We start from the raw sequence: 19,822 nt of genomic DNA, 5'->3' as shown, positions 1-19,822 counted from the left end.
GCTCCCTGCGGTGTCGGCTATCGGGCCGCGGCGGCGAAGGTCGTCAGTTCCCTGGCGACGTCGGGGCCGCTCGGGGTGTAGATGACTTCCCGCACACCGCGTCCGGCCAACCTGGTCAGTTCGGCGCGGATCGCGTCGGGTTCGCCGATCATCGAGGGGAATCCGCCGTCGAATCCGGTGAGCGGCAGATCGCGTTCGGTCAGGTGGGTGACATGGCCCTGATGGGTGAGCAGGTGACGCTCGTCTTCGGGTGCGAGTCGTTCCACTTCCGCCCGCCACTGCGCGCCGCCCGGCATCGCGTCGACGGCCCTGGCCCCGGCGATGGCGTAGGCCTCGTGATACGCCACGGCCCGCCACGGGCCGACGGCCTCGCGGACCCGCCGACTCTCGCGGTGTTCACCCGGTTCGAGGACGGTGCCCGCCCGCATCGTCGCCGTGGGCAGGGTGGGGTGCGGGTGCTGTCCGATGATGCCGTCGGCGACGCGCCCGGCCAGTTCGATGGCGCGCGGACCGAAGGCGCTCAACCAGATCTGCGCGTCCACCGGCCGCGGCGCGGCCAATCCTTCGGCGTGCAGCATCCGGACCGGACTGCCGTCGATCGTCACGGTCTGTCCTTCGAGCAGGCCGCGAACCGCCGACAGGTATTCGCCGACCGCCTTCAGCGGCAGCGGTGCCCGGCCCATGGTTCGGCGCGCGGTGGCTCCGGTGCCGAAGCAGACCCGGAACCGGCCGCCGGAGAGTCGAGCGACGGTCGCGATGGATGACGCCATGGCCATCTCCGATCGCTCGCTCGGAATCGAGACCGCGGTGCCGAATCCGATACGGGAGGTGCGGCTCGCGGCCAGCGCGAGGTGCGCGAACGGGTCCTCCCACAGCGGAGCCGATCCGAAGATCCACACCCGCGCGTAGCCGCACTCCTCGGCCAGCGCGGCCAGATCGCTGAATTCGGGGCCGGGTGGCAGCCCGCACGAGAGCTCTACGGGCGTGTTCTCCGGATTGGACATGGGGACATATAATCATACGATCGCGTCTAGTTGGAAGAGGTGGTGCGATCACTACGGGACAGCGACGGCCGGGACGACCGACCAGGACCGAGACGCGACAACTCGTCGAGCGGCTGCGCGAAGCGGCGGTCGAGACCTTCCTCGCGTGCGGCTACGACGGCACGACCATGGAGGCGATCGCGCGGGCGGCGGGCATCACCAAACAGACGCTGTACGCCCGCTACCCGGATAAGCGGGCGGTTTTCGCCGAGGTGATCCCCTGGGCGATGTCGCGGCGTGACTCGCGGGCGTCGTCCGCGCCGCCCGAGGGTGCGGATCTGCGCGAATCACTCACGGCGATCGGCCGTGAGGCCCTGGCCAGGGTCGCCGATCCGCACCTGGTGAAACTGCAACGGATCGCCATGAGCGAATCGGCCAGATTCCCCGAATTCGCCCTCAGCGCCGAGACCATGGCGTGGTCGCCGCGGTTGCGCGCGGTGATGGACGTCCTGCGGCGGCACCGCGACGCCGGTGAACTCGATATCGCGGACGACGAACTCGATATCGCCGCCGAACATTTCCTCGTCCTGGTGGAGGCCCAGCCCTGGCGCCTCGCCGAATTCGGCGTCTACCGCAGCGACGAACAGACCGAAAGACATCTCCGCTACGCGATCACGCTGTTCCTGCGCGGCGTCGAGCCGCGATCCGGCGGGTCCGGGTGAGCTATTCGAGCCCCTGCTCGATCGCGTACCTGGTCAGCTCGACCCGGTTGGCGAGCTGGAGTTTTCGCAGCGTGGCCTGCACGTGGTTCTCCACGGTCCGATGACTCAGTCCGAGGCGCGTGGCTATCTGTTTCGCGGACAGACCTTTCGCCACCATCCGCAGCACCTCGGTCTCCCGGTCGGTCAGGGCGGGGCGGTGCGGTTCGTCCGGTTCGGCGGGCGTGGTCGCCATACGGCGGTATTCACCGAGGACCAGCCCCGCGAGCCCCGGCGTGAAAACCGGCTGGCCCGCCGCGGTCGCCCGTACCGCGTCGATCAATTCGGTCGCCGACGCGCTCTTGACCAGATAACCCGACGCGCCCGCCTTGATCGCGTCGAGCACATCGTCGCGTTCGGCGGAGGCGGAAAGGACCAGCACTCGGCTCTGCGGCGAAACCCGCAGGACCTCGGCGGTCGCCTGCGCGCCGTTGCCGTCGGGCAGTTGCATATCCATCAGCACGACCGCGGGTTGCACCGCCGCCGCCCGCCTGGTCGCCGCGCCGACCCCGTCCGCGGTGGCGGCCACCGCGAATCCGGCCTCGGTGAGGTCGCGGGACACGCCGTCGCGCCACATCGGGTGGTCGTCGACGACCATCACCGAAATGGCGCCGACGGTGGCGTCGTCGGTCATCGCGTACCTCCCGTGTCGTGTTCGACCCGATCGCTCGACGGTGTCGCCGAGCCGATTCCGGTCAATCGTGCCAGATCGGGTGGTACCGGGCGGCGGCTCGAGCAGGCAGCGTCGGGGAGTGCGCGAGGCCGAACGACCGCAGGGGGAGCGACCACCTCATCCACGCGGAACGCGGAACTCCCATTCGACGCCCTCACCCGAACCCTCGGTGAGTAATTCCGCCGTCCCGCCGAGACTCGCGATACGCCCGACGATCGACCGCGACACCCCCATCCGGCCTTCGGCCTCGGCCTGTTCCAAACGCCCCGACTCGATGCCGACACCGTCGTCGCGCACGCTGACGATGAGTTCTTCGCCGGTATCCTCCAGCAGTACATAGGTTTTCGCGTCGGGTCCGGCGTGCAGTCCGACATTGGACAGCGCCGTGGCCACCGCGGCCACGATCTCGGTCGCGGCCCAACGGCCGATCCGCACGGGTTCGCCCGGTGTCGAGACGGAAACGGTCGGCGTCGCGTGCGCGGTCAGCAGCGGGCGCAGATCCACCTCGGTGCCGCCCTCGTCGGCGCGTACGCCCTGTTCGGAGATCAGGACCCGGAGCGCGACCTCCTGCTCACCGGCGCGCTGCGCCAATTCCTCGGTGGGCCCGCCGATTTCGCCGCCACGGCGTTTGATGTAGCTGAGTACCTGGAGCACCCCGTCGTGCACCTCGCGTGCCAAGCGCTCGCGTTCCTCGGCGGCGGCGGTGAGCCGGACGGCGCGCTGGAGTTGTTCCTGCGCCCTGCGGGCGGTGTTCGCGGCCAGGCCGAGCGCCAGCCCGACCGATACCAGCACCGGCATGGTGGCATCCGCCCACACGTCCTGGCCCCACTGGTCGCGAACGGTGATGATGACGATGGAGATCAGTACGCCCGAGGCGATTCCGAGGATCGGCCCGCGCAGGATCGCGGCCGAGATCACCGCGTTCGCGGCCCACATGGTGGTCGGCAGGGTCTGATGTCCGTGGTACCAGTCGTAATCGGCGACCAACCGGGTGGCGCAGATCAGGCCGATCACCACGATGTGGTCGCCGATCACCACCCACATGCGGACCCGCGCCACATTCGTCACGTGCCAGTGCGAGAGCAGCAGCGCCGACGCACCGGACCACACCGCCATCAGCGCGATGAAAACCCAGCTCAGGCGTTGATTCTGGTAGTACTGCACCGAAGCGACCTGCTGACCGATCGCGTACAGCAGGGTGACCAGCCGGAAGGCCTGCACCGCCCGCCACAGCGGCGCGGTAGCGGCATCGGACGGGTTGAGGTCTGCGGTCCGGCGGTCTGCCGTCCGGCGATCAGCCGTCACGCGCTCGCCCGTCCAGCGATCACCCGTCCGCATCGCCGCGCTCGTTCCCGTCGTTGTCGGGTTTTCGCAGCAGGACGGTCTCGTGACGCACTGTCGCGGCCACGTCGAACCGGTCCGGGTCGGGATCCCGGTCCGGTTCGGCCGAGAACATTCGGCCCGGTTCCCCGGTCTGTAAATCCTCGAACGCCTCTTCCGGACTGTCGGCGAACAGCGACCGGATGGCCGTGTTCATCACCGCCACGAACGGCACCGCGAGCAGACCGCCCGCGATACCGCCGAGCACCACGCCCGCCGTGATCGCGAGCACGACCGCCAGCGGGTGGATGCTCACCGCCCGGCCGAGCAGCAAGGGTTGCAGCACATGACTTTCCAGCTGCATCACCGCGATGATGATGCCGAGCACGATCAACGCGGTGACCGGTCCCTTGGTCACCAGGGCGATGAAGACCGCGATGAAACCGGCCAGGAACGCGCCGATGATCGGGATGAACGCGCTGATGAAGACCAGCGAGGCCAGCGGCAGCGCCAGCGGGACACCGAGTATCGCCAGGCCCGCGCCGATGCCGATGGCGTCGACCGCCGCCACCGCGACGGTCGCGCGCACGAATCCGACCAGCGTTCCGAAGCCGAGTTGTCCGGCCAGGCGCACCCGCTCGCGATGGGGCGTCGGCACGATCCGGGTGACGAACGCCCAGATCTGATCGCCGCCGTAGAGGAAGAAGATCAGGATGAACAGGGTGAGGAAGGTGCCGGTGAGTATGTGGCCGATCGCCGTCGCGGTGGTCAGCGCGCCGCTGGTCACGCTGTCCTGATTGGACTGGATCATCTTGACGATCGTGTCGCCGATATTGCGGATCTGCTCGTTGCTCATATGCGGCGGACCGTTGATCAGCCAGTCCTGGATCTTGTGGATGCTGTGGGTGATCTCGTCCGACAGTTGCGGAACACCGGCGACGAACTGTTCCACGACGAAGGTCATGATGCCCGCGACGATGCCGAGCGATCCGACCAGCGCGACGAAAACCCCCACCCAGCGCGGCACGCCGAGACGTTGCATCCAATCCACAAGCGGCGCCAGTAGTCCGGCGGCGAGCAGCGCGATGGCGAGCGGGATCACCACCGTCGCGAGTCGCTGCACCACCATGGCGAGTACGTACACCGCCGCGAAGATGACCAGCAGCCGCCACGACCACTCCGCCGACTGCCGGACCAGCGGGTGCACCGCGTCCGCTGCCCCGGCTCTGCGTGCGGGACTCTGCTTCTGGTCGCTCACCTCCGCGAGCCTAACCGGCGCGCGTGGGTGAGGTCGGTCCCCCGTGATCGGGCGGGCTGGTGGCCGAGCCGTCGACGGGTGCGGCGCGCAACCACCACGACATGCCCGGATGATCGAAACGCTAGATTGGTGCACGTGTCAGCGCCCCTGGAAGCGGTCAAACAGACCATGCGAACGCGCTGGCCGCTGTACCTGACGTCGATGCTGTTGGCCAACGCCTTCGGCGCGGTGCTGGTGTGGGCGTTCATCCAATATGGACTCCCGGTTCCGGAAGGGGAGGCGGCCGGCGCGCGGCGCGTCGGGCTCCTCGTTCCCGCCCTCGTGTTCATCACCGGGGGCCTGTTGAGTCTGGCGGCGTCGGCGTTGATGCTGCGCCCGGTGATGCGCTGGCAGATGCGCGGCGGGCCGCCGAGCCGCCAGGAGCAGATGGCCGCCCTGCACGCACCGCTGCGCCAGGCGTTCGTGCACCTGGTGCTGTGGCTGGTCGGCGGTGCGGTGCTGGCCGCGCTCATCATCTCCGCCACGCCCGAACTCGCCGGGGCCGTCATCGTCACCGAATGTATGGCGGCGACCATCGTGTTCGGCTTCACCTACATGCTCGGCGAACGTATTCTGCGTCCGGTCGCCGCCGAGGCGCTGACGGCGGGCACCTTCGACCACACGCTGACCCCCGGCGTCGGCACGCGCATGGGCATGACCTGGGGGATGGGCACCTTCGCCCCGACCATCGCGATCGTGCTGCTGTGCGTCACCCAGATCACCTCGGACGTGAAATTCTCCGCCCAGTCGCTGGCGATCTCGATCCTGCTGCTCTCCGGGGTGGTGATCATGCAGGCGCTCGCGCTGTCGATGCTGACCGGATCCAGCATCTCCGATCCGGTCCGCCAGCTCAGCCAGGCCATCGACCGGGTGCAGGAGGGCGCGCGCGACGTCCAGGTCGAAGTCTTCGACGGCAGCGAGATCGGTCTGCTCCAGGTCGGGTTCAACCGGATGATGGAGGAGGCGGCCAAACGTCGTCAGCTCCAGGAACTCTTCGGTCAGCACGTCGGCGAGGAGGTCGCCCAGCGCGCCCTCGACTACGGCACCGAACTCGGCGGCGAGACCAGATTCGTCGCGGTGCTGTTCGTCGACATGGTCGGGTCGACCGCGGCCGCCGCCGAACGTCCGCCGACCGAGGTCGTCGGTCTGCTCAACGAATTCTTCCGCATCGTCGTCGACGTCATCGACCGCCATCACGGATTCGTCAACAAATTCGTCGGCGACGCCGCGCTCGCGATCTTCGGCGCGCCGCTGGACCGGCCGGACGCGCCGACCGCCGCGCTGGCCGCCGGTCGCGACCTGCGCGAGGCCTTGCGCGAGGTACCCGGACTCGATATCGGTATCGGCGTTTCCGCGGGCCTGGCCGTCGCGGGGAATATCGGTGCGGCGAACCGATTCGAGTACACGGTCATCGGCGACCCGGTCAACGAAGCCTCTCGTCTGACGGAACTGGCCAAGGACCAGCCGGGCCGGGTGCTCGCCTCCGGCAGCGCGCTGTATTTCGCCGACGAGAGCGAGCAGCGGTTGTGGATATCCGGCGAAGAGGTGCAGTTGCGCGGACGGCGGCGCAAGACCCGACTCGCGTGGCCGAAGGACAACGGTGGGCCGACCGTGGATGCGGACAGCGAAACGACGGGTCGTTAGGCTGACCGCGTGAGCGCCAACGGGGAGACAGTAGGTAAGCCCCCGCCCCCGCCCGGGCCGTCGTCGGCGACACGGCGTCGCGGCAGATTCTGGTGGGTCAAGTGGGTTCTCGGTGTCGCGCTCGCCGCACTGCTGATCGCCGAGGGTTTCTATCTCTGGCCGCGCCTGCACGAATCCTGGCAGAGTCTCACCGAGATCCACTGGGGTTGGCTCGCGGCCGGTGTCTGGTTCCAGGCGCTGTCCATGAGCGGATTCGGGCGGGTGCAGAAACAGCTGCTGCGGGCGGGCGGCGTCGACGTCAGTCAGCGGAAATCGGTCGCGGTGGTCTACGGCGCGACCGCGATGTCGGTGACCCTGCCCGCCGGGCAGGTCTTCTCCACCGCGTTCACCTACCGCCAGACCCGTCGCTGGGGCGCCAGCCCGATCGTCGCCTCCTGGCAGTTGGTGATCTCCGGGGTGATCGCCACCGTCGGGCTCGCACTGCTCGGGGTCGGCGGCGCGCTGCTGGTCGGCAATCGGGTCGGCCCGCTCAAACTCATCCTGTCGCTGGCCGGTGTCGTCGCGCTGGTGTGGGTCGGCAATTACATCTCGACCAATCCCGGTTCGCTGGAATCGGTGCTGCGGCGCGTTCTCGCCGGGGTCAACCGCCTGCGTAAACGCGAAGCCGACCACGGCATGGACAAGGTCGAGGAAATCCTCGGCCAGCTCGAATCGGTCGATCTGGGCACCCGCGACGGCGTGCTCGTCGGATTCTGGGCCATCGTGCACCGCTTCGCCGATGTCGCCTGTCTGGGTGCCGCGTGTTACGCGGTCGGCGCCGACCCGAAACTCGCCGGACTCCTGCTCGCCTTCGCCGCCGGTAAAGCCGTGGGATCCATCCCCTTCGCGCCGGGCGGCATCGTCTACGTGGACGCGACCCTGATCTACGGTCTCACCGTGGCGGCGGGCCTGCCCGCCGCGCAGGCCGTCGCGGGCGCTTTCGTCTACCGGCTGATCAGTTTCATCCTCGTCGCGATCATCGGCTGGATCGTCTTCGCCTTCCTGTTCCGCACTCCGCAGGCCGACGACGCCGAATTCGAGAAGGAATTCGAACAGCGCAGGACCGTGTAGTTCCCCGCCCCGCCCGATTCATGACTCGACAGTGCGAAGTGTCCGGGCCGGTGGCCGTTCGCCCTGGAACTACGCTGGCGGCCGTGAAAAAAGTTGCGCCGTGGCTGGTCGATCTGTTGCTGGTGATCCTGTTCTGCGTCATCGGGCGGCGCAGCCACGACGAAGCGATTCTCACCGGTCTGCTGAAGACCCTGTGGCCGTTCGCGATCGGCCTCGCCCTCGGCTGGATCGCGGTGCGCGTGCTCGCGAGCCGCAGGGCGGGCGACCGTCCGATCGACGGGATCGCGCTCTGGCCGACCGGCGTGCTGGTCTGGCTCGGCACGCTCTGCGGCGGCATGGTGCTGCGCGCGATCAGCGGCCAGGGCACCGCCGCGAGTTTCATCGCGGTCGCGACGACGGTACTCGCGCTGTTCCTGCTCGGCTGGCGCGCGGCGGTGACCGCCCTGCGGTGAGCCCGGGATCGACCCGATCGGTCAGTCGTTGACGCCGATGCGGCGGGCGAACGCGCGCAGCGGGACTCGACGGTCGTGGTCGAGCAGTTCGGACACGATATGGCGGGGCAGGGTCTGGTACTTCATCCAGTCGACGCCGCCGACGCGTTCGGCGTTGAGGAGCGCGTCCAGGGCGCGCTGGTATTGGCCGGTGCGGGTCCACGCCACGGCGGTGTCGGCGATGTGGCGGGCCCGCGAGGCCTGGGGGAGACCGCCGTTGCTCGGCATCCCCTTGGCGGCGGCCAGTGCCTCGGCGTAACGCTCGCAAGAGACGTTCACGTCGACGGTCTGCATGACGACCTGGGAGGGACCGAAATAGGTTTCGTAGTCCTGCCGGTCGCCGCCGATGCGCAGCGCGACTTCACCCGCGGCCTCGACCAGCGACAATGCCTCGTGGATGTCCTGCCCCCGGCCCGCGGCCGTCGCGCCTTGCAGGACAAGCGATCCGTACGCGGACAGGTGCGCCGGGCATTCGTCGCCGCTGGGTTCGAGTTCGGACGCGGCGCGTAAGGCGACCTTGCGCGATTCCTCGTAGCGGCCCTGCACGAGCAGTTGCCACGCGATCGAGCCTCGAATCGTGGCGAGCAGCAGGGGATCGCCGCCGTGTTCGGCCGCGCCGAGCGCCTGCCGGACGGCGAGGAAGGCCGGATCGGTCTGGCCGAGGTGGACCAGGGTGCAGCCGGTGACCCAGTACATCCGCGCCAGCAGTTCGTTGGCGGGCGCGACCGTGCCGTTGCGCGCGGCGTGCACGGTGGCGCGCAGCTGGGTGAGCCCGGACGGCAGCAGGGTGGTGAGCAGTTCGTAGCGCCCGGCCCAGTAGGCGCCCCACGCGTAATCGACCGAACGGCTGCCCTCTTCGAGGCTGACGGCCTGTTCGTCGGGAAATTCTCCGAGAAGATCGTCAACGGGGGTTAACGCTCGGCGGATCGCCACGATGCCCGCGTCGGGGTTGCTGGAAGGTATCCCGTGCCGCTTGCCGACGAGATCGGAGATATCGACATCCAATGCGCGCGCGAGCTTTTGCAGGCTCGCGATGGACGCGGTCTGCCGTCCGCCCTGCTCGAGCTTGCGTACGAGATCGACACTCACCCCGGCTTGATCGGCAAGTTGACGTTGCGTCAGCGCTTTGCCGCGAAAGCGCCTGATCCGCACGCCGATCGACGAATCGTCCATGTACCCATGTCCTTTGTTACATCCGGGTTTCAGAGTACGACGCTAAGCGATCGCGGTCGAGCACAGTGGGACATTACGTACGACTCGTCGCCGCACGGTTGGAATACCGTTGCCTTTCTGCAACTTTGAGAACGCAAAGGGCGGCGGCAATGATCACGATGCCGAACACCACCGTGCGGGCTCCTCGCGCCGATCGCGCGACCGAGCCGGGTGCACATTCAGATCGAACGGCGCGCGACACCCAGCGCACCATCAGACTGCGCGATTTGCTCCTACCGACGCAGAACTCGTTACTCGTACTGTCCGGCGATCGCGGTGAGGGGTAAACGTCATGTTCGAACGCTGTCAGACACCACACGATATCGCGCGCCTGCTGCGACATCGATACGGACTTCCGGTGCAACTGCTCGCCGGTCGTCCGATGATCGTCACCGGCTCCGTACTCGGCGCGGTGGTCATGCCGCCGGAACTGGGCCGCTCGGTACTCGCCACGCTGGACCGGAATTTCACCGCACCGGTGGTGGCCGATCCCGGCGAACGCACCTGGACCTTCCTGGTCGCGCCGCCGAGCCCGGCCCCGCCGCTGGAGGTCGCGATCCGGCGATTCCTGTCCGGACATCAGGTCGTCGTGGTCCCAGGCGGACGTCAAGTCCTGCTGCCGACCACGGATACAGCACTGGGCTGGCACTGGGCGGGCGAACCGGCCCCCGGTGTGCTGCGCATGCCACCCCGCTCGGCCGTGTTGAACGCCGTGCACCAGGTGACGGGCATGCGGGCGCCGACCCCGTAGGCCAACCGGCGTCCCCGGCCTCCATCCGATCTCAGTCGGGTGGAGGCCGGTCGGGTACTTATCGGCCCACGCTCGGGTGTTTCTACTCATCCCGGTAACCCGTACGGGACCGACCATGAGTACATGACGACCTCTATCGACCCGGCGCTGATCACACGGCTCTCGGGTGAGTTCACCGCGCTGGGCACGCAGATGGGCGTACTCGGCCGCGATCTCGACCTCCTGCACGCCCAACTCCTGGGCGAAACCCGCCGCGCAGCATCCGACGTCTCACCGGTGCCCGCACCGCTCGCCGGTCCCGGTACTCGGCCGCGGTCTGCGGGTAGTCCGGGTGCGCCGGGCGGATCCGCCGCGCAGACCGCGTCCGATCCACCTTCCGCCCCCGGAACACGCGATGCCCCTTCCGGATCTGCGGGACGGGCTGCACCCGGCGCACCTTCGACCCCCGGGGTACACGATGTCGACGGCCCCGCCGCCGCTGACGTGCCCAATTCGACGGTCGGGTCGGCTGATTCCGCGCCCGCAGCGGCCGCTGCTCGAAACGTCGCGGCCGGTGCCTCCGCGGCGGCATCGTCGCAGACTCCACCGGCACCGGCACCGGCACCGTGGCCGGGGCAGGGTCAGGGTGCCCGGGTGCAGGGTTACGGCGCGGTGCCTCCCGGCACTGCGGTCCCCACTCCGCACGGTGGAATGGCGACGCCCCCTTACGGTCCCGGTCGGTCGCCGCGTTGGGGTGCGCCGGTCGGGCCGCCGCCGGGGTGGCGTCCGCCGGTGCCGCCGGTGCGGAAGGCTGCCGTCGCGCGGACTCCGTGGTGGCAGCGGGAAGGGGTGATCAGCCGGGTGCTCGCGGTCGCCGGTGTCGGCGTGACCCTGATCGGTGTGGTGATGCTGCTGGTGCTCGCCGCGCAGGCGGGATACTTCGGGCCGGTGCTCAGAGTCGGTGCCGGAGCGGTGTTCTCGGCCGTGCTGGTCGGGGCGGGTATGCGGGTTTTCGGGCGCGTCGGCGGCCGGGTCGGCGGAATCGCGTTGGCGGCCACCGGTATCGCGGGCGCCTATCTCGACGTCGTCGCGGTGACGGCGATCTACGACTGGTTGCATCCGGTGCTCGGACTCGCGGTGGCGCTGGCCGTCGCTGCGGGCGGCGTGGCGTTGGCGATGGAATGGAAATCGCAGCCGCTGGCGGTGCTGGTCGTCGCCGGCGCGGCGGCGTTGTCGCCGGTGGTGACCTCGGAACTGATGTTGCTCGGATTTCTGATTGTGCTCCAATTGGCCTGCGCACCTGTGCAACTGGTTCGCAATTGGCCCGTCCTGCACGTGGTGCGCACACTGCCCGCCGTCCTCGCGACGCTGGGTTGTGTCGCCATCGCCACCTTCGATGATCCCGCACCCGATCGCGTGAACTGGTTGCTCGCCGCGGCGATCGCGATCGCGGTGATCGGGCTGGTCACCACGGTTCTCGTGGTGCGCGGACGCCCCTCCGACGTGATCGCGTCACTGGCCTTCGCGATGGCGACGACACCGCTGCTCGCGATGCCGGTCCTGTTCGAACGTCGCGCGGCTGTCCTCGTCGCCGCGATCTACGCGGCGGTGCTGCTCGCCCTCGCGGCGGCGTACCTGTCCCCGAAACTGCGTGCGGTGCTGCGTATTCCGGGCCACACCGCGACGGTGGCGGCGATCGCGGGGGCGTTCGCGCTACTCGAGGTGTGCTTCCGGGTGACCGATGTGCAGACAGCGCCGATCGCGCTGTTGCTGGTGGCGATCGGCTTCCTCGGCGTCGCGGGACAGGTGCGCTCGCGGGTGGCCGCGGCACTCGGCGGCGCGTTCGCGGCACTCGGCGCGTTCGGACTCCTGGTCTCCGCCTCGCCGAATATCCTCGCGACGCAACGACTCGCGCAGGAGAACCTGGATATCTCGACGGTGCTCGCCGCCGTTCTCGCGCTGGCGGTGGTCGCGGTCGCGGTGTGGGGGATCAGGAAACTGCCGACGATGTCCTCGGGCGACACCGAGGAATCGATGCTGTGGATCGTGGCCGCCGCCGTCGCCCTCTACGCGGTGACGGTCACGACGGTGTCGATCGGGGTGGCGTCGGGTGCTGCCGACGGATTCGTCATCGGACACTGTGCCGCCACCATCCTGTGGATGGTCGGCGCGACGGCAGCGCTGCTGTACGGCCTGCGCAATCTGTCGCGCTCGGCGGCGGTGGCCAAGGTGGCGCTCGGCTCGGGACTGCTCGTCACCGCCGCCGCGCTCGTCAAACTGTTCCTGTTCGATCTGGCCACGCTCGACGGACTGGTCCGCGTCGCCGCGTTCCTGGTGGTCGGTGTGCTCCTGCTGGTCGTCGGCACCCGGTACGCCCGCGCCTTCGCGGAGGCGGGGGCTACTCGGGATCGCGACGGCGAAGAAGTTCGTTGACGCTGACGGTGCGGCCGTCACTCCCGTGGTGACGGCCCTCGTCGGCGTTGCTCGCGACGCGACGACGTGACGACCGGAGTTCGGCCATCCAGTTCTCGATACTGCTGCGGTTCTCCTCGGGAGTCTCAGCGGTATCGGCGTTCTCGGCCGACTCCGCATCGGGTCCGTGCGATTCGTGATGCGGACGGCCCGTCGTCTCCGCCTCGCCGACCGGTCGCGGCGCCGACACCTCGGGTACCTGCGGCGCCGACACCTCGGGCAGGTCGCCGCCCGATCGCGCGCCCCGGACCATATCCGAGGAGATGGCGCTGCGCGCCGAATCACCGGTCCGGAAAACGGCGGGTGCGGGTTCGGTGGGCGGCAGATCCGGTTCCGAGGACGAAGTTCTCGCGGACTCGACGGGGGACGAAGTTCTCGCGGACTCCACGGAAGACCGAGTTCTCGTGGACTCGACGGACGGCGTCCGCGCGGAGTCGACAGCGGACGGCGTCCTCGCGGACTCGACCGGTGACGGCGGCCGCACCCCCTCGGCCGAGGGGACAGCCCAGCTGGGCTCGCCCGCCGGTCGCGCGGGTTCCCCGCCGTGCCGACCAGGCTCCGGCGCGGATACCGCGGGCGGCACCGCACGCGGACGCGTGGGATCGGCCTGCGCGGGTGCGGAGCGGGTCCTGTTCGGATCGGGAGCCGTCGGACGCGGCGGCGTGGCTTCGCCAGGCTTGCGGACCTGCGCGCGCGGACCAGCGGCCCTCGGCACCGCCCCGATACGCGCGGTCGGCGCTTCGGCTTCGATCTCGGCGACGGTGCGCGGCCTGCGCGGCGAGCGGCGCAGTTTGCCACCCTCCACCGCGGGGATCTGCATGGTGACCGGATCGGTGATCGGGGTGGTCTTGACCAGGTCGACCACCTCGCCGCCACCGGGACGCTCGTCGTCGAGGATGGGTTCGCCCAGGCCGATCTTCTCCTGGATGCGTTTCATCCAGGCGGGAGCCCACCAGCAATCGTCGCCGAGCAGTTTCATGGTGGCGGGCACGAGCAGCATGCGCAGAATGGTGGCGTCGATGAACAGCGCCGCGATCAGGCCGTAGGCGATGTACTGCATCATCACCAGATCGGAGAAGGCGAACGCGCCGACGACCACGAGCAGGATCAGTGCCGCCGCGGTGATGATCCGGCCGGTCTGGGCGGTGCCGATACGCACCGCCTCGGTGGTCGACGCGCCCTGGGAGCGTGCCTCGACCATGCGTGAGAGCAGGAAGACCTCGTAGTCGGTCGACAAGCCGTAGATCACCGCGATGATCAGCACCAGCACCGGCGACATGATCGGTTGCGGGGTGAAATTCAGCAGACCGGCCCCGTGCCCGTCGACGAAGATCCAGGTCAGGATGCCCAGGGTGGATCCGAGACCCAACGCGCTCATGAGCGCGGCCTTGATCGGCAGCACCAGCGACCCGAAGGTCAGGAACATCAGCAGCGTGGTCACGAACAGCACGAGCGCGATCATCAGCGGCATGCGATCGAGCAGCGCGTCGATGCTGTCCTTCTGGATCGTCGGCTGTCCGCCGACGTACATGGTGACGTCGTCGGGCAGTTCCAGCGAGCGCAGATAGTCGATCGTCGGGTCGGAGTTCTCCGAATCCTGGAGTGTGGCGCTGGTGCGATAGACGTCGGTTTGGGTGGTCGACCGCTGCGGCACCTCGAAATTGCCGGTGAGGCCGGGCGCCTGGTTGGCTTCTTTCCAGACCTTGCCGACATCGGTGCTGTTGTCGGACACGAAGACCAGCTGGATCGGGTCGGTCTTCTTCAGCGGGAAGATCTGATAGAACTCCTGCAACGCCACGCGGGTCGGATTGTCCGGCGGCAGGTACCGCTCGTTGATACCGCCGAAGGCCAGATTCTTGACCGGAATGATCAACAGCAGCAGCAGGACGCAGATCGGCACCGCGATCTTGAGCGGATGCTTCATCACCCACTGGGTGGTCCTGCCCCAGAAGCCGTTCTCGATATCGTCCGCGGTCTTGGCCTTGCGGAAGCGTTTGAGGCCGAACGAGTCCACGCGCTGCCCGAGGACGGCCAGCATCGCGGGCAGGATGGTGATCGCCGACAGCGCGGCCAGCGACACCGTGGCGATCGTGCCGTAGGCCACCGATTTCAGGAAGCCCTGCGGGAACAGGAGCATGCCGCCGAGACTCGCGATGATCATGGTCGCGGAGAACACGACGGTGCGACCGGCGGTCATCACGGTGCGGCGCACGGCCGCCCGCGTGTCGTAGCCCTCGGCGAGTTCTTCACGGAATCGACTGACCATGAACAGGCCGTAGTCGATCGCCAGGCCCAGACCGATCATCGAGACGACGCCGGAGACGAACGAGTTCACCTCGGTGAACCGCGTCAGGAACATGATGATGCCGTTGGCGCCGATGACGGTCAGGCCGCCGATGATCAACGGAAGTCCCGCGGCTATCAGGCCGCCGAAGATGAAGAACAGCAGGATCGCCACGGCCGGGATGGCCAGCATCTCCATGCGCAGCTGGTCGGCGGCCATGGTGTCGTTCAACGTGCCCGCGACCGCTTGCAGGCCGGTGACCTGCACATCGACGCCCGGAATGTAGAAGACGTCCTTCACTTTCCGGTAATTGCGCACCATATCGGTGTCGTTGTCACCGACGATGGCGACCGAGGCGAAGGTGTATTTCTTGTCCTTGGACCCGAAGGTCAGCGGAACGCCCGGCCCGGTTTCGGTCTGCCAGTACGCGCCGTTGATCTTGGCGATCTCGTTCGGGTAGGTCTTGGGCAGCGAATTCAGGTTGTCGACGACCTGCTGACGGAACTGCGGGTCATCGATCGTCTTGCCTTCGGGCGCGGTGTACAGCACGATCACGTCGCTGGTGTGATCACGCCCGAACGCCTCGTCGGCGACCCGTGCCGCCTCCGCGGATTCCGAGGTGGGATCGTCCCACCCGCTGGAACTGAGATGGTCTTCGAGGCCGAAGCCGTAGCCGCCCAGGCCGAGTAGGGCGGCCACCACCACGCCGATGACGGCGTAGCGCAGCCGGTAGACCAGATCGCCCCAGCGTGTGAACACTAAGCGACTCCTTGAGCAGGGCGAGAGGTGAGCAGTGCCGTCAGCGGCCGGAACGGCTGCAGCCAGGCACCCTCGTCGGGCAGCGAGTCGAGGCTCACCCGGGGCAGTGGTTCACGGAACACACCCGGGATGTCCTCGAGGTCGATGAACTCGAGGGTATCGGATGTGACGGCCCAACTCGCATGCTCGCGGAAGCCCAATACCTGAACGGGGATTCCGTGCGCGGCGAGTTCTTCGAGAGGTTCGCGAAACGCCTGGCCGTCGGCCGAGGCCACCATGATTCCGGCCAGACCCGCGCCGCGCCTTCGTAGCTCGATATGCCCGAGCATGTCGGCGTCGACGTCGGAATCCTCGTCGATCTTCGGTTTGGCGAAGACGGCGTAGCCGACATTGCGCAGCGCCTCGACCCACGGCCGCACCACGTCCGCGGTGCCGGGGGCGATATTGGTGAAAACGGTCGCTTCCGGTTCGACGCGGCCAGTGCTGCCGACCGACAGTTCCGCGGCCCTGGCGAGCAGCCAGCGGCCGAGCGCGTCGAAACGCGGGCGGTAGGCGGCGGTCGGTCGGCCGCCGAGGATGGCGCCCAGACCCATGTCGAGGTTCGGCGCGTCCCAGACCAGGAGCACCCTTCGCACGTCGGGACCCGCAGCGCCGACGACTTCCGCCGCCGGGCCCGCGACCTCCACCTCGACGTCGACGCCCCCGGTGGCCGTCTCGTGGGCAATCTGACCGACGCTCATAACTCCGCCTCGGCGGCGCTCGACACCCTCATGACCGTCATGACGGCTGAGCTAATTGATCGCTCGCTGCGCTCGCACATCATTCGATCTTGCCCCATATGAACTCGGTGACCGCGCTTCCGGCGCGTTGCGCCTTGCCCTCGAATTTCGTGACGGGTCGATCGAAGCCGATCGGGGCGGTGTCGCGCGGGTCGGCTCCCGCCCCGCCCGTGGTCTCGTTCAGGCCGGTGAACAGGGGTTCGGCGGCACCCACTTCGGCGATGTGTTCGGCGTAACCCGCGTGGTCGGTCGCGACATGCAACACACCGCCGGTGCGCAGCCGCGAGGCGATCAGCGACAGCGTGGTGGGTTGCAGCAGCCTGCGCTTGTGGTGGCGGGCCTTGGGCCACGGATCGGGGAAGAAAACGCGGACGCCGGTCAGCGACTTCTCGGCAATCATGTGCTCCAGCACGTCGACGGCGTCGCCGCGCAGCAGGCGGACGTTCTCGATCCGCTCCCGCTCGACCCGTTGCACCAGTTGGGCGAGGCCGGGCTGGTACACCTCGATGCCGATCAGGTTCACCTCGGGTTCGGCCTGGGCCATCACCGCCGTCGCGGTGCCGGTGCCACAGCCGATCTCGATGACGAGCGGAGCGTCGCGCCCGAACCAGGCCGCCGCGTCGAGCTGTTCGTCGCCGACGTCGCGGCCGATGGCGGGCCACATGCGGTCCCAGGAGGCCTGCTGATTCGGGGTCAGCGCGGCCCTGCGGGACCGGAAGCTGGTGACCCGGGGGTACAGGCGGGAGCCGGTGGTCGAGCGTCGTCCGGCTTCGAGGGGCGCCGAGGCTGTGGACGGCGGGCCCTGAACCGACTCGGCAGTGTGGTTGGCGGCGTCGTTCACGACATCCATTGTCCAGTATCGATTTCTCGGCCCGGCAATCGAACCCCGCGAGCGCGATCCGCGCATGGTCAGCGGGACCAAATATCTGTGTCTGACGGTGACATCAAGCCGCGCATTCCTCGGCCATCCGCGGCGCCGACGCGCTCTCCTGGCGCAACGGTCGCCCGAGCACGACTTTGGCGGTGGTCGTCGCCATCTCCAGCAGACCGCGCAGGCCCGTCGCCGACGCGAGCACCGACCACACGGTGGTGTCGCGATCCGGCGTCACCGGTGCGCCCGCGAGACGGTCGCCGAGCCAGTCCAGGCTGATCGGGGTAGCCATCACCAGCATCGAGAAATGCTCGGAGAGCCGGTCGCGGACATAGGTGACGTGCGCGCCGCCCTCGCGGTAGCGCCGCACCTGACCGTCGACGCCATCCATGTGGATGACCTGGTCGTGGATCGGCTGAACCACCAGCAGCGGGCAGGTCGGGGTCGAGTTGCCCAGACGCAGGTCGTCGAACATAGCGGTGAATTCCGGCGCGGCCAGAATCTCTTCCAGCCTGCGTCCGGTCGTGTAATCGCCCATCTTCTGGTTGGCCAGCGACAGGATCGCCCACAGCGGAGTCGCGCGTTCGGCCCTGGCGACGAACCGGTGCCCGTCCATGGTGAGCTCGTCGCGGACCACCGCGCCCAGCACCGGGTACAGCTTGCGAAGCGCCGCGATGACGATGGCGGGCAGACCGGCGAACGGCGTGCCGTTCAGGCGGGTGAACACCTCGCCGGGATCGCCGACCGGCGAACCGAGGACCGCGCCGACGATGCGGAGTTCGGGCGCGTAGGTCGGCGCCATCTCGACCACCCAGGAACTGGCCATCCCGCCGCCCGAATAGCCCCAGACGCCCACCGGGGTGTCCGCGTGCAGGTCGAGCGGAGTGAAGGCGAGGGCGGCGCGAATACCGTCGAGCACCCGGTATCCGGGTTCGCGCGGAGCCCCGAAGTTGCCGTGCGGTCCTTCGTGATCGGCGATGGAGACCGCCCAGCCGCGCCGCAGCGCGTTCGCCACCAGCAGCCATTCGAACTGGGTGACCGCGCCGATGGCCTTGGCGCCGCGTTGCAGCGCGTAGGAGGGCGAACATTTCTCGGCGACGGCGTCCATCGCGCTCTGGAACGCGAGCAGCGGTCGGTCGACATCGGGATCGGCGCCTTCGGGCAGCAGCACGGTGGTGACCGCGGCTTCCGGCGCGCCGTGCATGTCGGAGCTGCGGTAGAGCAGTTGCCATGCCGATACCCGCTGCGGTACCAGGCCGAACAGGGCGAGTTCGATCGCGCGGCTGCGCAGGATGGTGCCGGGAGATTTGGCCGCGAACCCGCGCGGGGGCCGGTAGAACGGGTCGGCGCTCGGCAGCGGTGGAATTCCCCGGTGACCCGATGCGGGCACGTCGCGGACAACGCCGATGGCGCCGATGGCGTCGATGCTCATCGCAACCTCCTCATCGAGGACCGGGCCGTGGCCTGGCTCGTCTCCGCCCGGCCGGCTCTACACTGCGAAAAGCGAAGCTGCGTACCGACGCTCGCCGCGATGACGCCGGTGCGAGCGAAGGCGGATCTGTCTGTGAACCCCGGTTATAGGGCTGAACCTCCACATTAGACTCCCCCGCATGAATTCACCGACGGTGTTCATCACCGGCGCGGCAGCAGGAATCGGCCGCGCGACGGCAATGCTCTTCGCCGAGCGGGGGTATCACGTCGGTGCCTATGACGTCGATGAGCTGGGGCTGAGCAGACTGGCCGCCGATATCACGGCCGCGGGCGGCACATTGCGAACAGGTATCCTCGATGTGACCAACAACACCGAGTGGGCGGAAAGTCTGGCAGATTTCCATACCGCGACCGGGCGGTTGGACATCCTCGTCAACAACGCCGGAATCCTGCGGGCCGGTCCGTTCGAGGAACTCGAACTCGATGCCCAGCGCGCGATCATCGACGTCAATCTGACCGGAGTCGTCACCGGGACGCACGCGGCGTTCCGGTACCTGCGCGACACACCGGGAGCCCAGGTGGTGAACCTGTGCTCGGCCTCGGCGATCTACGGCCAGCCCGAACTCGCGACCTACGGCGCCACCAAATCGGCGGTGAAGAGTCTGACCGAGGCGCTGGACCTGGAATGGGAACGCCACGACATCCGCGTCATCGCGATCTGGCCGCTTTTCGTCGCCACCGCGATGGTGGCGGGCGTCGAGACGGCGTCGACCAGGTCGCTCGGTGTGCGTCTCACCGCCGATGATGTCGCCGCCGGGATCTGGGACGCGACCCGCAAACGCGCGCGCCTGTCGAAGGTGCACTACGAGATCGGTGTTCAGGCCAAGGCGCTCGCCGTGGCGGCCAAGTACGCGCCGGGCTGGGCGGTGCGCACCGCCAACAAATTCTTCAGCGGCCAGGCGAACTGAGCCGCTCCCGTCTATGCGCCCGTCCGGTCGTCGCGGACGG

At 68.5% G+C, this 19,822-nt stretch carries 16 protein-coding genes; 7 read left to right on the top strand and 9 right to left on the bottom strand.

Annotated elements, in window-relative coordinates; genetic code table 11:
• Positions 1–17 precede the first annotated feature (17 nt).
• Positions 18–1,004 carry an LLM class flavin-dependent oxidoreductase gene (locus JZ792_RS24705; RefSeq protein WP_216913862.1) on the bottom strand — a complete coding sequence of 329 codons (987 nt, stop codon included), beginning with the start codon at positions 1,002–1,004 and terminating at the stop codon, positions 18–20.
• A gap of 8 nt (positions 1,005–1,012) precedes the next feature.
• Between JZ792_RS24705 and JZ792_RS24700 the strand changes: the two genes are divergently transcribed.
• The gene (locus JZ792_RS24700; protein WP_308165439.1) at positions 1,013–1,705 is read left to right on the top strand and encodes a TetR/AcrR family transcriptional regulator; all 693 of its coding nucleotides are present in this window, start codon (positions 1,013–1,015) and stop codon (positions 1,703–1,705) included.
• Position 1,706: 1 nt separating this feature from the next.
• Here the strand turns inward: JZ792_RS24700 and JZ792_RS24695 are convergent, their stop codons facing one another.
• The 3 genes from JZ792_RS24695 to JZ792_RS24685 all read right to left on the bottom strand — a co-directional run bounded on the left by JZ792_RS24695 (position 1,707) and on the right by JZ792_RS24685 (position 4,992).
• Positions 1,707–2,375 (bottom strand): response regulator, encoded by a 669-nt coding sequence (locus JZ792_RS24695; protein WP_216913853.1) that lies wholly within the window; start codon positions 2,373–2,375, stop codon positions 1,707–1,709.
• A 156-nt stretch (positions 2,376–2,531) separates the two neighbouring features.
• Positions 2,532–3,752 carry a MacS family sensor histidine kinase gene (macS, locus tag JZ792_RS24690; RefSeq protein ID WP_216913851.1) on the bottom strand — a complete coding sequence of 407 codons (1,221 nt, stop codon included), beginning with the start codon at positions 3,750–3,752 and terminating at the stop codon, positions 2,532–2,534.
• Complete coding sequence (locus JZ792_RS24685; protein ID WP_438804374.1) at positions 3,739–4,992, bottom strand: AI-2E family transporter; 1,254 nt, start codon at positions 4,990–4,992, stop codon at positions 3,739–3,741. Before JZ792_RS24685 ends, macS begins: the two co-directional genes overlap by 14 nt.
• Positions 4,993–5,160: 168 nt before the next feature.
• Here JZ792_RS24685 and JZ792_RS24680 point away from each other — a divergent pair, with 168 nt between their 5' ends.
• From JZ792_RS24680 to JZ792_RS24670, 3 genes are all read left to right on the top strand, one after another.
• Positions 5,161–6,675 (top strand): adenylate/guanylate cyclase domain-containing protein, encoded by a 1,515-nt coding sequence (locus JZ792_RS24680; protein ID WP_216913890.1) that lies wholly within the window; start codon positions 5,161–5,163, stop codon positions 6,673–6,675.
• Between the two features lie 9 nt (positions 6,676–6,684).
• Positions 6,685–7,785 (top strand): lysylphosphatidylglycerol synthase transmembrane domain-containing protein, encoded by a 1,101-nt coding sequence (locus JZ792_RS24675; protein WP_216913849.1) that lies wholly within the window; start codon positions 6,685–6,687, stop codon positions 7,783–7,785.
• Between the two features lie 83 nt (positions 7,786–7,868).
• Positions 7,869–8,237, top strand: coding sequence for a DUF3054 domain-containing protein (locus tag JZ792_RS24670; protein WP_216913847.1), 369 nt, complete (start codon positions 7,869–7,871; stop codon positions 8,235–8,237).
• Positions 8,238–8,258: 21 nt separating this feature from the next.
• On the opposite strand, the gene JZ792_RS24665 is transcribed toward JZ792_RS24670, so the two are convergent.
• Entirely contained in the window at positions 8,259–9,449 is a 1,191-nt protein-coding gene (locus JZ792_RS24665; RefSeq protein ID WP_216913845.1) for a helix-turn-helix domain-containing protein, read from the bottom strand.
• Between the two features lie 331 nt (positions 9,450–9,780).
• On the opposite strand from JZ792_RS24665, the gene JZ792_RS24660 reads away from it, so the two are divergent.
• On the top strand, positions 9,781–10,239 hold the full coding sequence (locus tag JZ792_RS24660; protein WP_216913843.1) for a hypothetical protein: 459 nt from the start codon (positions 9,781–9,783) through the stop codon (positions 10,237–10,239).
• A 123-nt stretch (positions 10,240–10,362) separates the two neighbouring features.
• Positions 10,363–12,651 carry a DUF2339 domain-containing protein gene (locus JZ792_RS24655; RefSeq protein WP_254190291.1) on the top strand — a complete coding sequence of 763 codons (2,289 nt, stop codon included), beginning with the start codon at positions 10,363–10,365 and terminating at the stop codon, positions 12,649–12,651.
• Here JZ792_RS24655 and JZ792_RS24650 read toward each other — a convergent pair.
• From JZ792_RS24650 to JZ792_RS24635, 4 genes are all read right to left on the bottom strand, one after another.
• Entirely contained in the window at positions 12,617–15,733 is a 3,117-nt protein-coding gene (locus JZ792_RS24650; protein ID WP_216913841.1) for an MMPL family transporter, read from the bottom strand. The two genes, JZ792_RS24655 and JZ792_RS24650, sit on opposite strands and share 35 nt — an antisense overlap.
• Positions 15,733–16,473 (bottom strand): NYN domain-containing protein, encoded by a 741-nt coding sequence (locus JZ792_RS24645; protein WP_216913839.1) that lies wholly within the window; start codon positions 16,471–16,473, stop codon positions 15,733–15,735. The genes JZ792_RS24650 and JZ792_RS24645 overlap by 1 nt, the downstream gene beginning before the upstream one ends.
• Positions 16,474–16,552: 79 nt before the next feature.
• Complete coding sequence (trmB, locus tag JZ792_RS24640; RefSeq protein WP_216913837.1) at positions 16,553–17,362, bottom strand: tRNA (guanosine(46)-N7)-methyltransferase TrmB; 810 nt, start codon at positions 17,360–17,362, stop codon at positions 16,553–16,555.
• A gap of 94 nt (positions 17,363–17,456) precedes the next feature.
• The gene (locus JZ792_RS24635) at positions 17,457–18,815 is read right to left on the bottom strand and encodes a lipase family protein (protein WP_216913835.1); all 1,359 of its coding nucleotides are present in this window, start codon (positions 18,813–18,815) and stop codon (positions 17,457–17,459) included.
• Positions 18,816–18,993: 178 nt separating this feature from the next.
• Here JZ792_RS24635 and JZ792_RS24630 point away from each other — a divergent pair, with 178 nt between their 5' ends.
• Positions 18,994–19,782: an SDR family oxidoreductase gene (locus tag JZ792_RS24630; protein ID WP_216913833.1), complete on the top strand. Its 789-nt coding sequence runs from the start codon at positions 18,994–18,996 to the stop codon at positions 19,780–19,782.
• Positions 19,783–19,822: the final 40 nt, after the last annotated feature.

The organism is Nocardia noduli (assembly GCF_019038455.1).
GTDB lineage: Bacteria > Actinomycetota > Actinomycetes > Mycobacteriales > Mycobacteriaceae > Nocardia > Nocardia noduli.
This window is presented reverse-complemented; position numbering and strand designations above follow the sequence as displayed.

Bases quoted from the DNA above. Each gene is read 5' to 3' on its own strand.
- JZ792_RS24705 (WP_216913862.1), bottom strand. From the start codon at position 1,004: ATGTCCAATCCGGAGAACACGCCCGTAGAGCTCTCGTGCGGGCTGCCA.
- JZ792_RS24695 (WP_216913853.1), bottom strand. From the start codon at position 2,375: ATGACCGACGACGCCACCGTCGGCGCCATTTCGGTGATGGTCGTCGAC.
- macS (WP_216913851.1), bottom strand. From the start codon at position 3,752: ATGCGGACGGGTGATCGCTGGACGGGCGAGCGCGTGACGGCTGATCGC.
- JZ792_RS24680 (WP_216913890.1), top strand. From the start codon at position 5,161: ATGCGAACGCGCTGGCCGCTGTACCTGACGTCGATGCTGTTGGCCAAC.
- JZ792_RS24665 (WP_216913845.1), bottom strand. From the start codon at position 9,449: ATGGACGATTCGTCGATCGGCGTGCGGATCAGGCGCTTTCGCGGCAAA.
- JZ792_RS24660 (WP_216913843.1), top strand. From the start codon at position 9,781: ATGTTCGAACGCTGTCAGACACCACACGATATCGCGCGCCTGCTGCGA.
- JZ792_RS24655 (WP_254190291.1), top strand. From the start codon at position 10,363: ATGACGACCTCTATCGACCCGGCGCTGATCACACGGCTCTCGGGTGAG.
- JZ792_RS24645 (WP_216913839.1), bottom strand. From the start codon at position 16,473: ATGAGCGTCGGTCAGATTGCCCACGAGACGGCCACCGGGGGCGTCGAC.
- trmB (WP_216913837.1), bottom strand. From the start codon at position 17,362: ATGGATGTCGTGAACGACGCCGCCAACCACACTGCCGAGTCGGTTCAG.
- JZ792_RS24635 (WP_216913835.1), bottom strand. From the start codon at position 18,815: ATGAGCATCGACGCCATCGGCGCCATCGGCGTTGTCCGCGACGTGCCC.
- JZ792_RS24630 (WP_216913833.1), top strand. From the start codon at position 18,994: ATGAATTCACCGACGGTGTTCATCACCGGCGCGGCAGCAGGAATCGGC.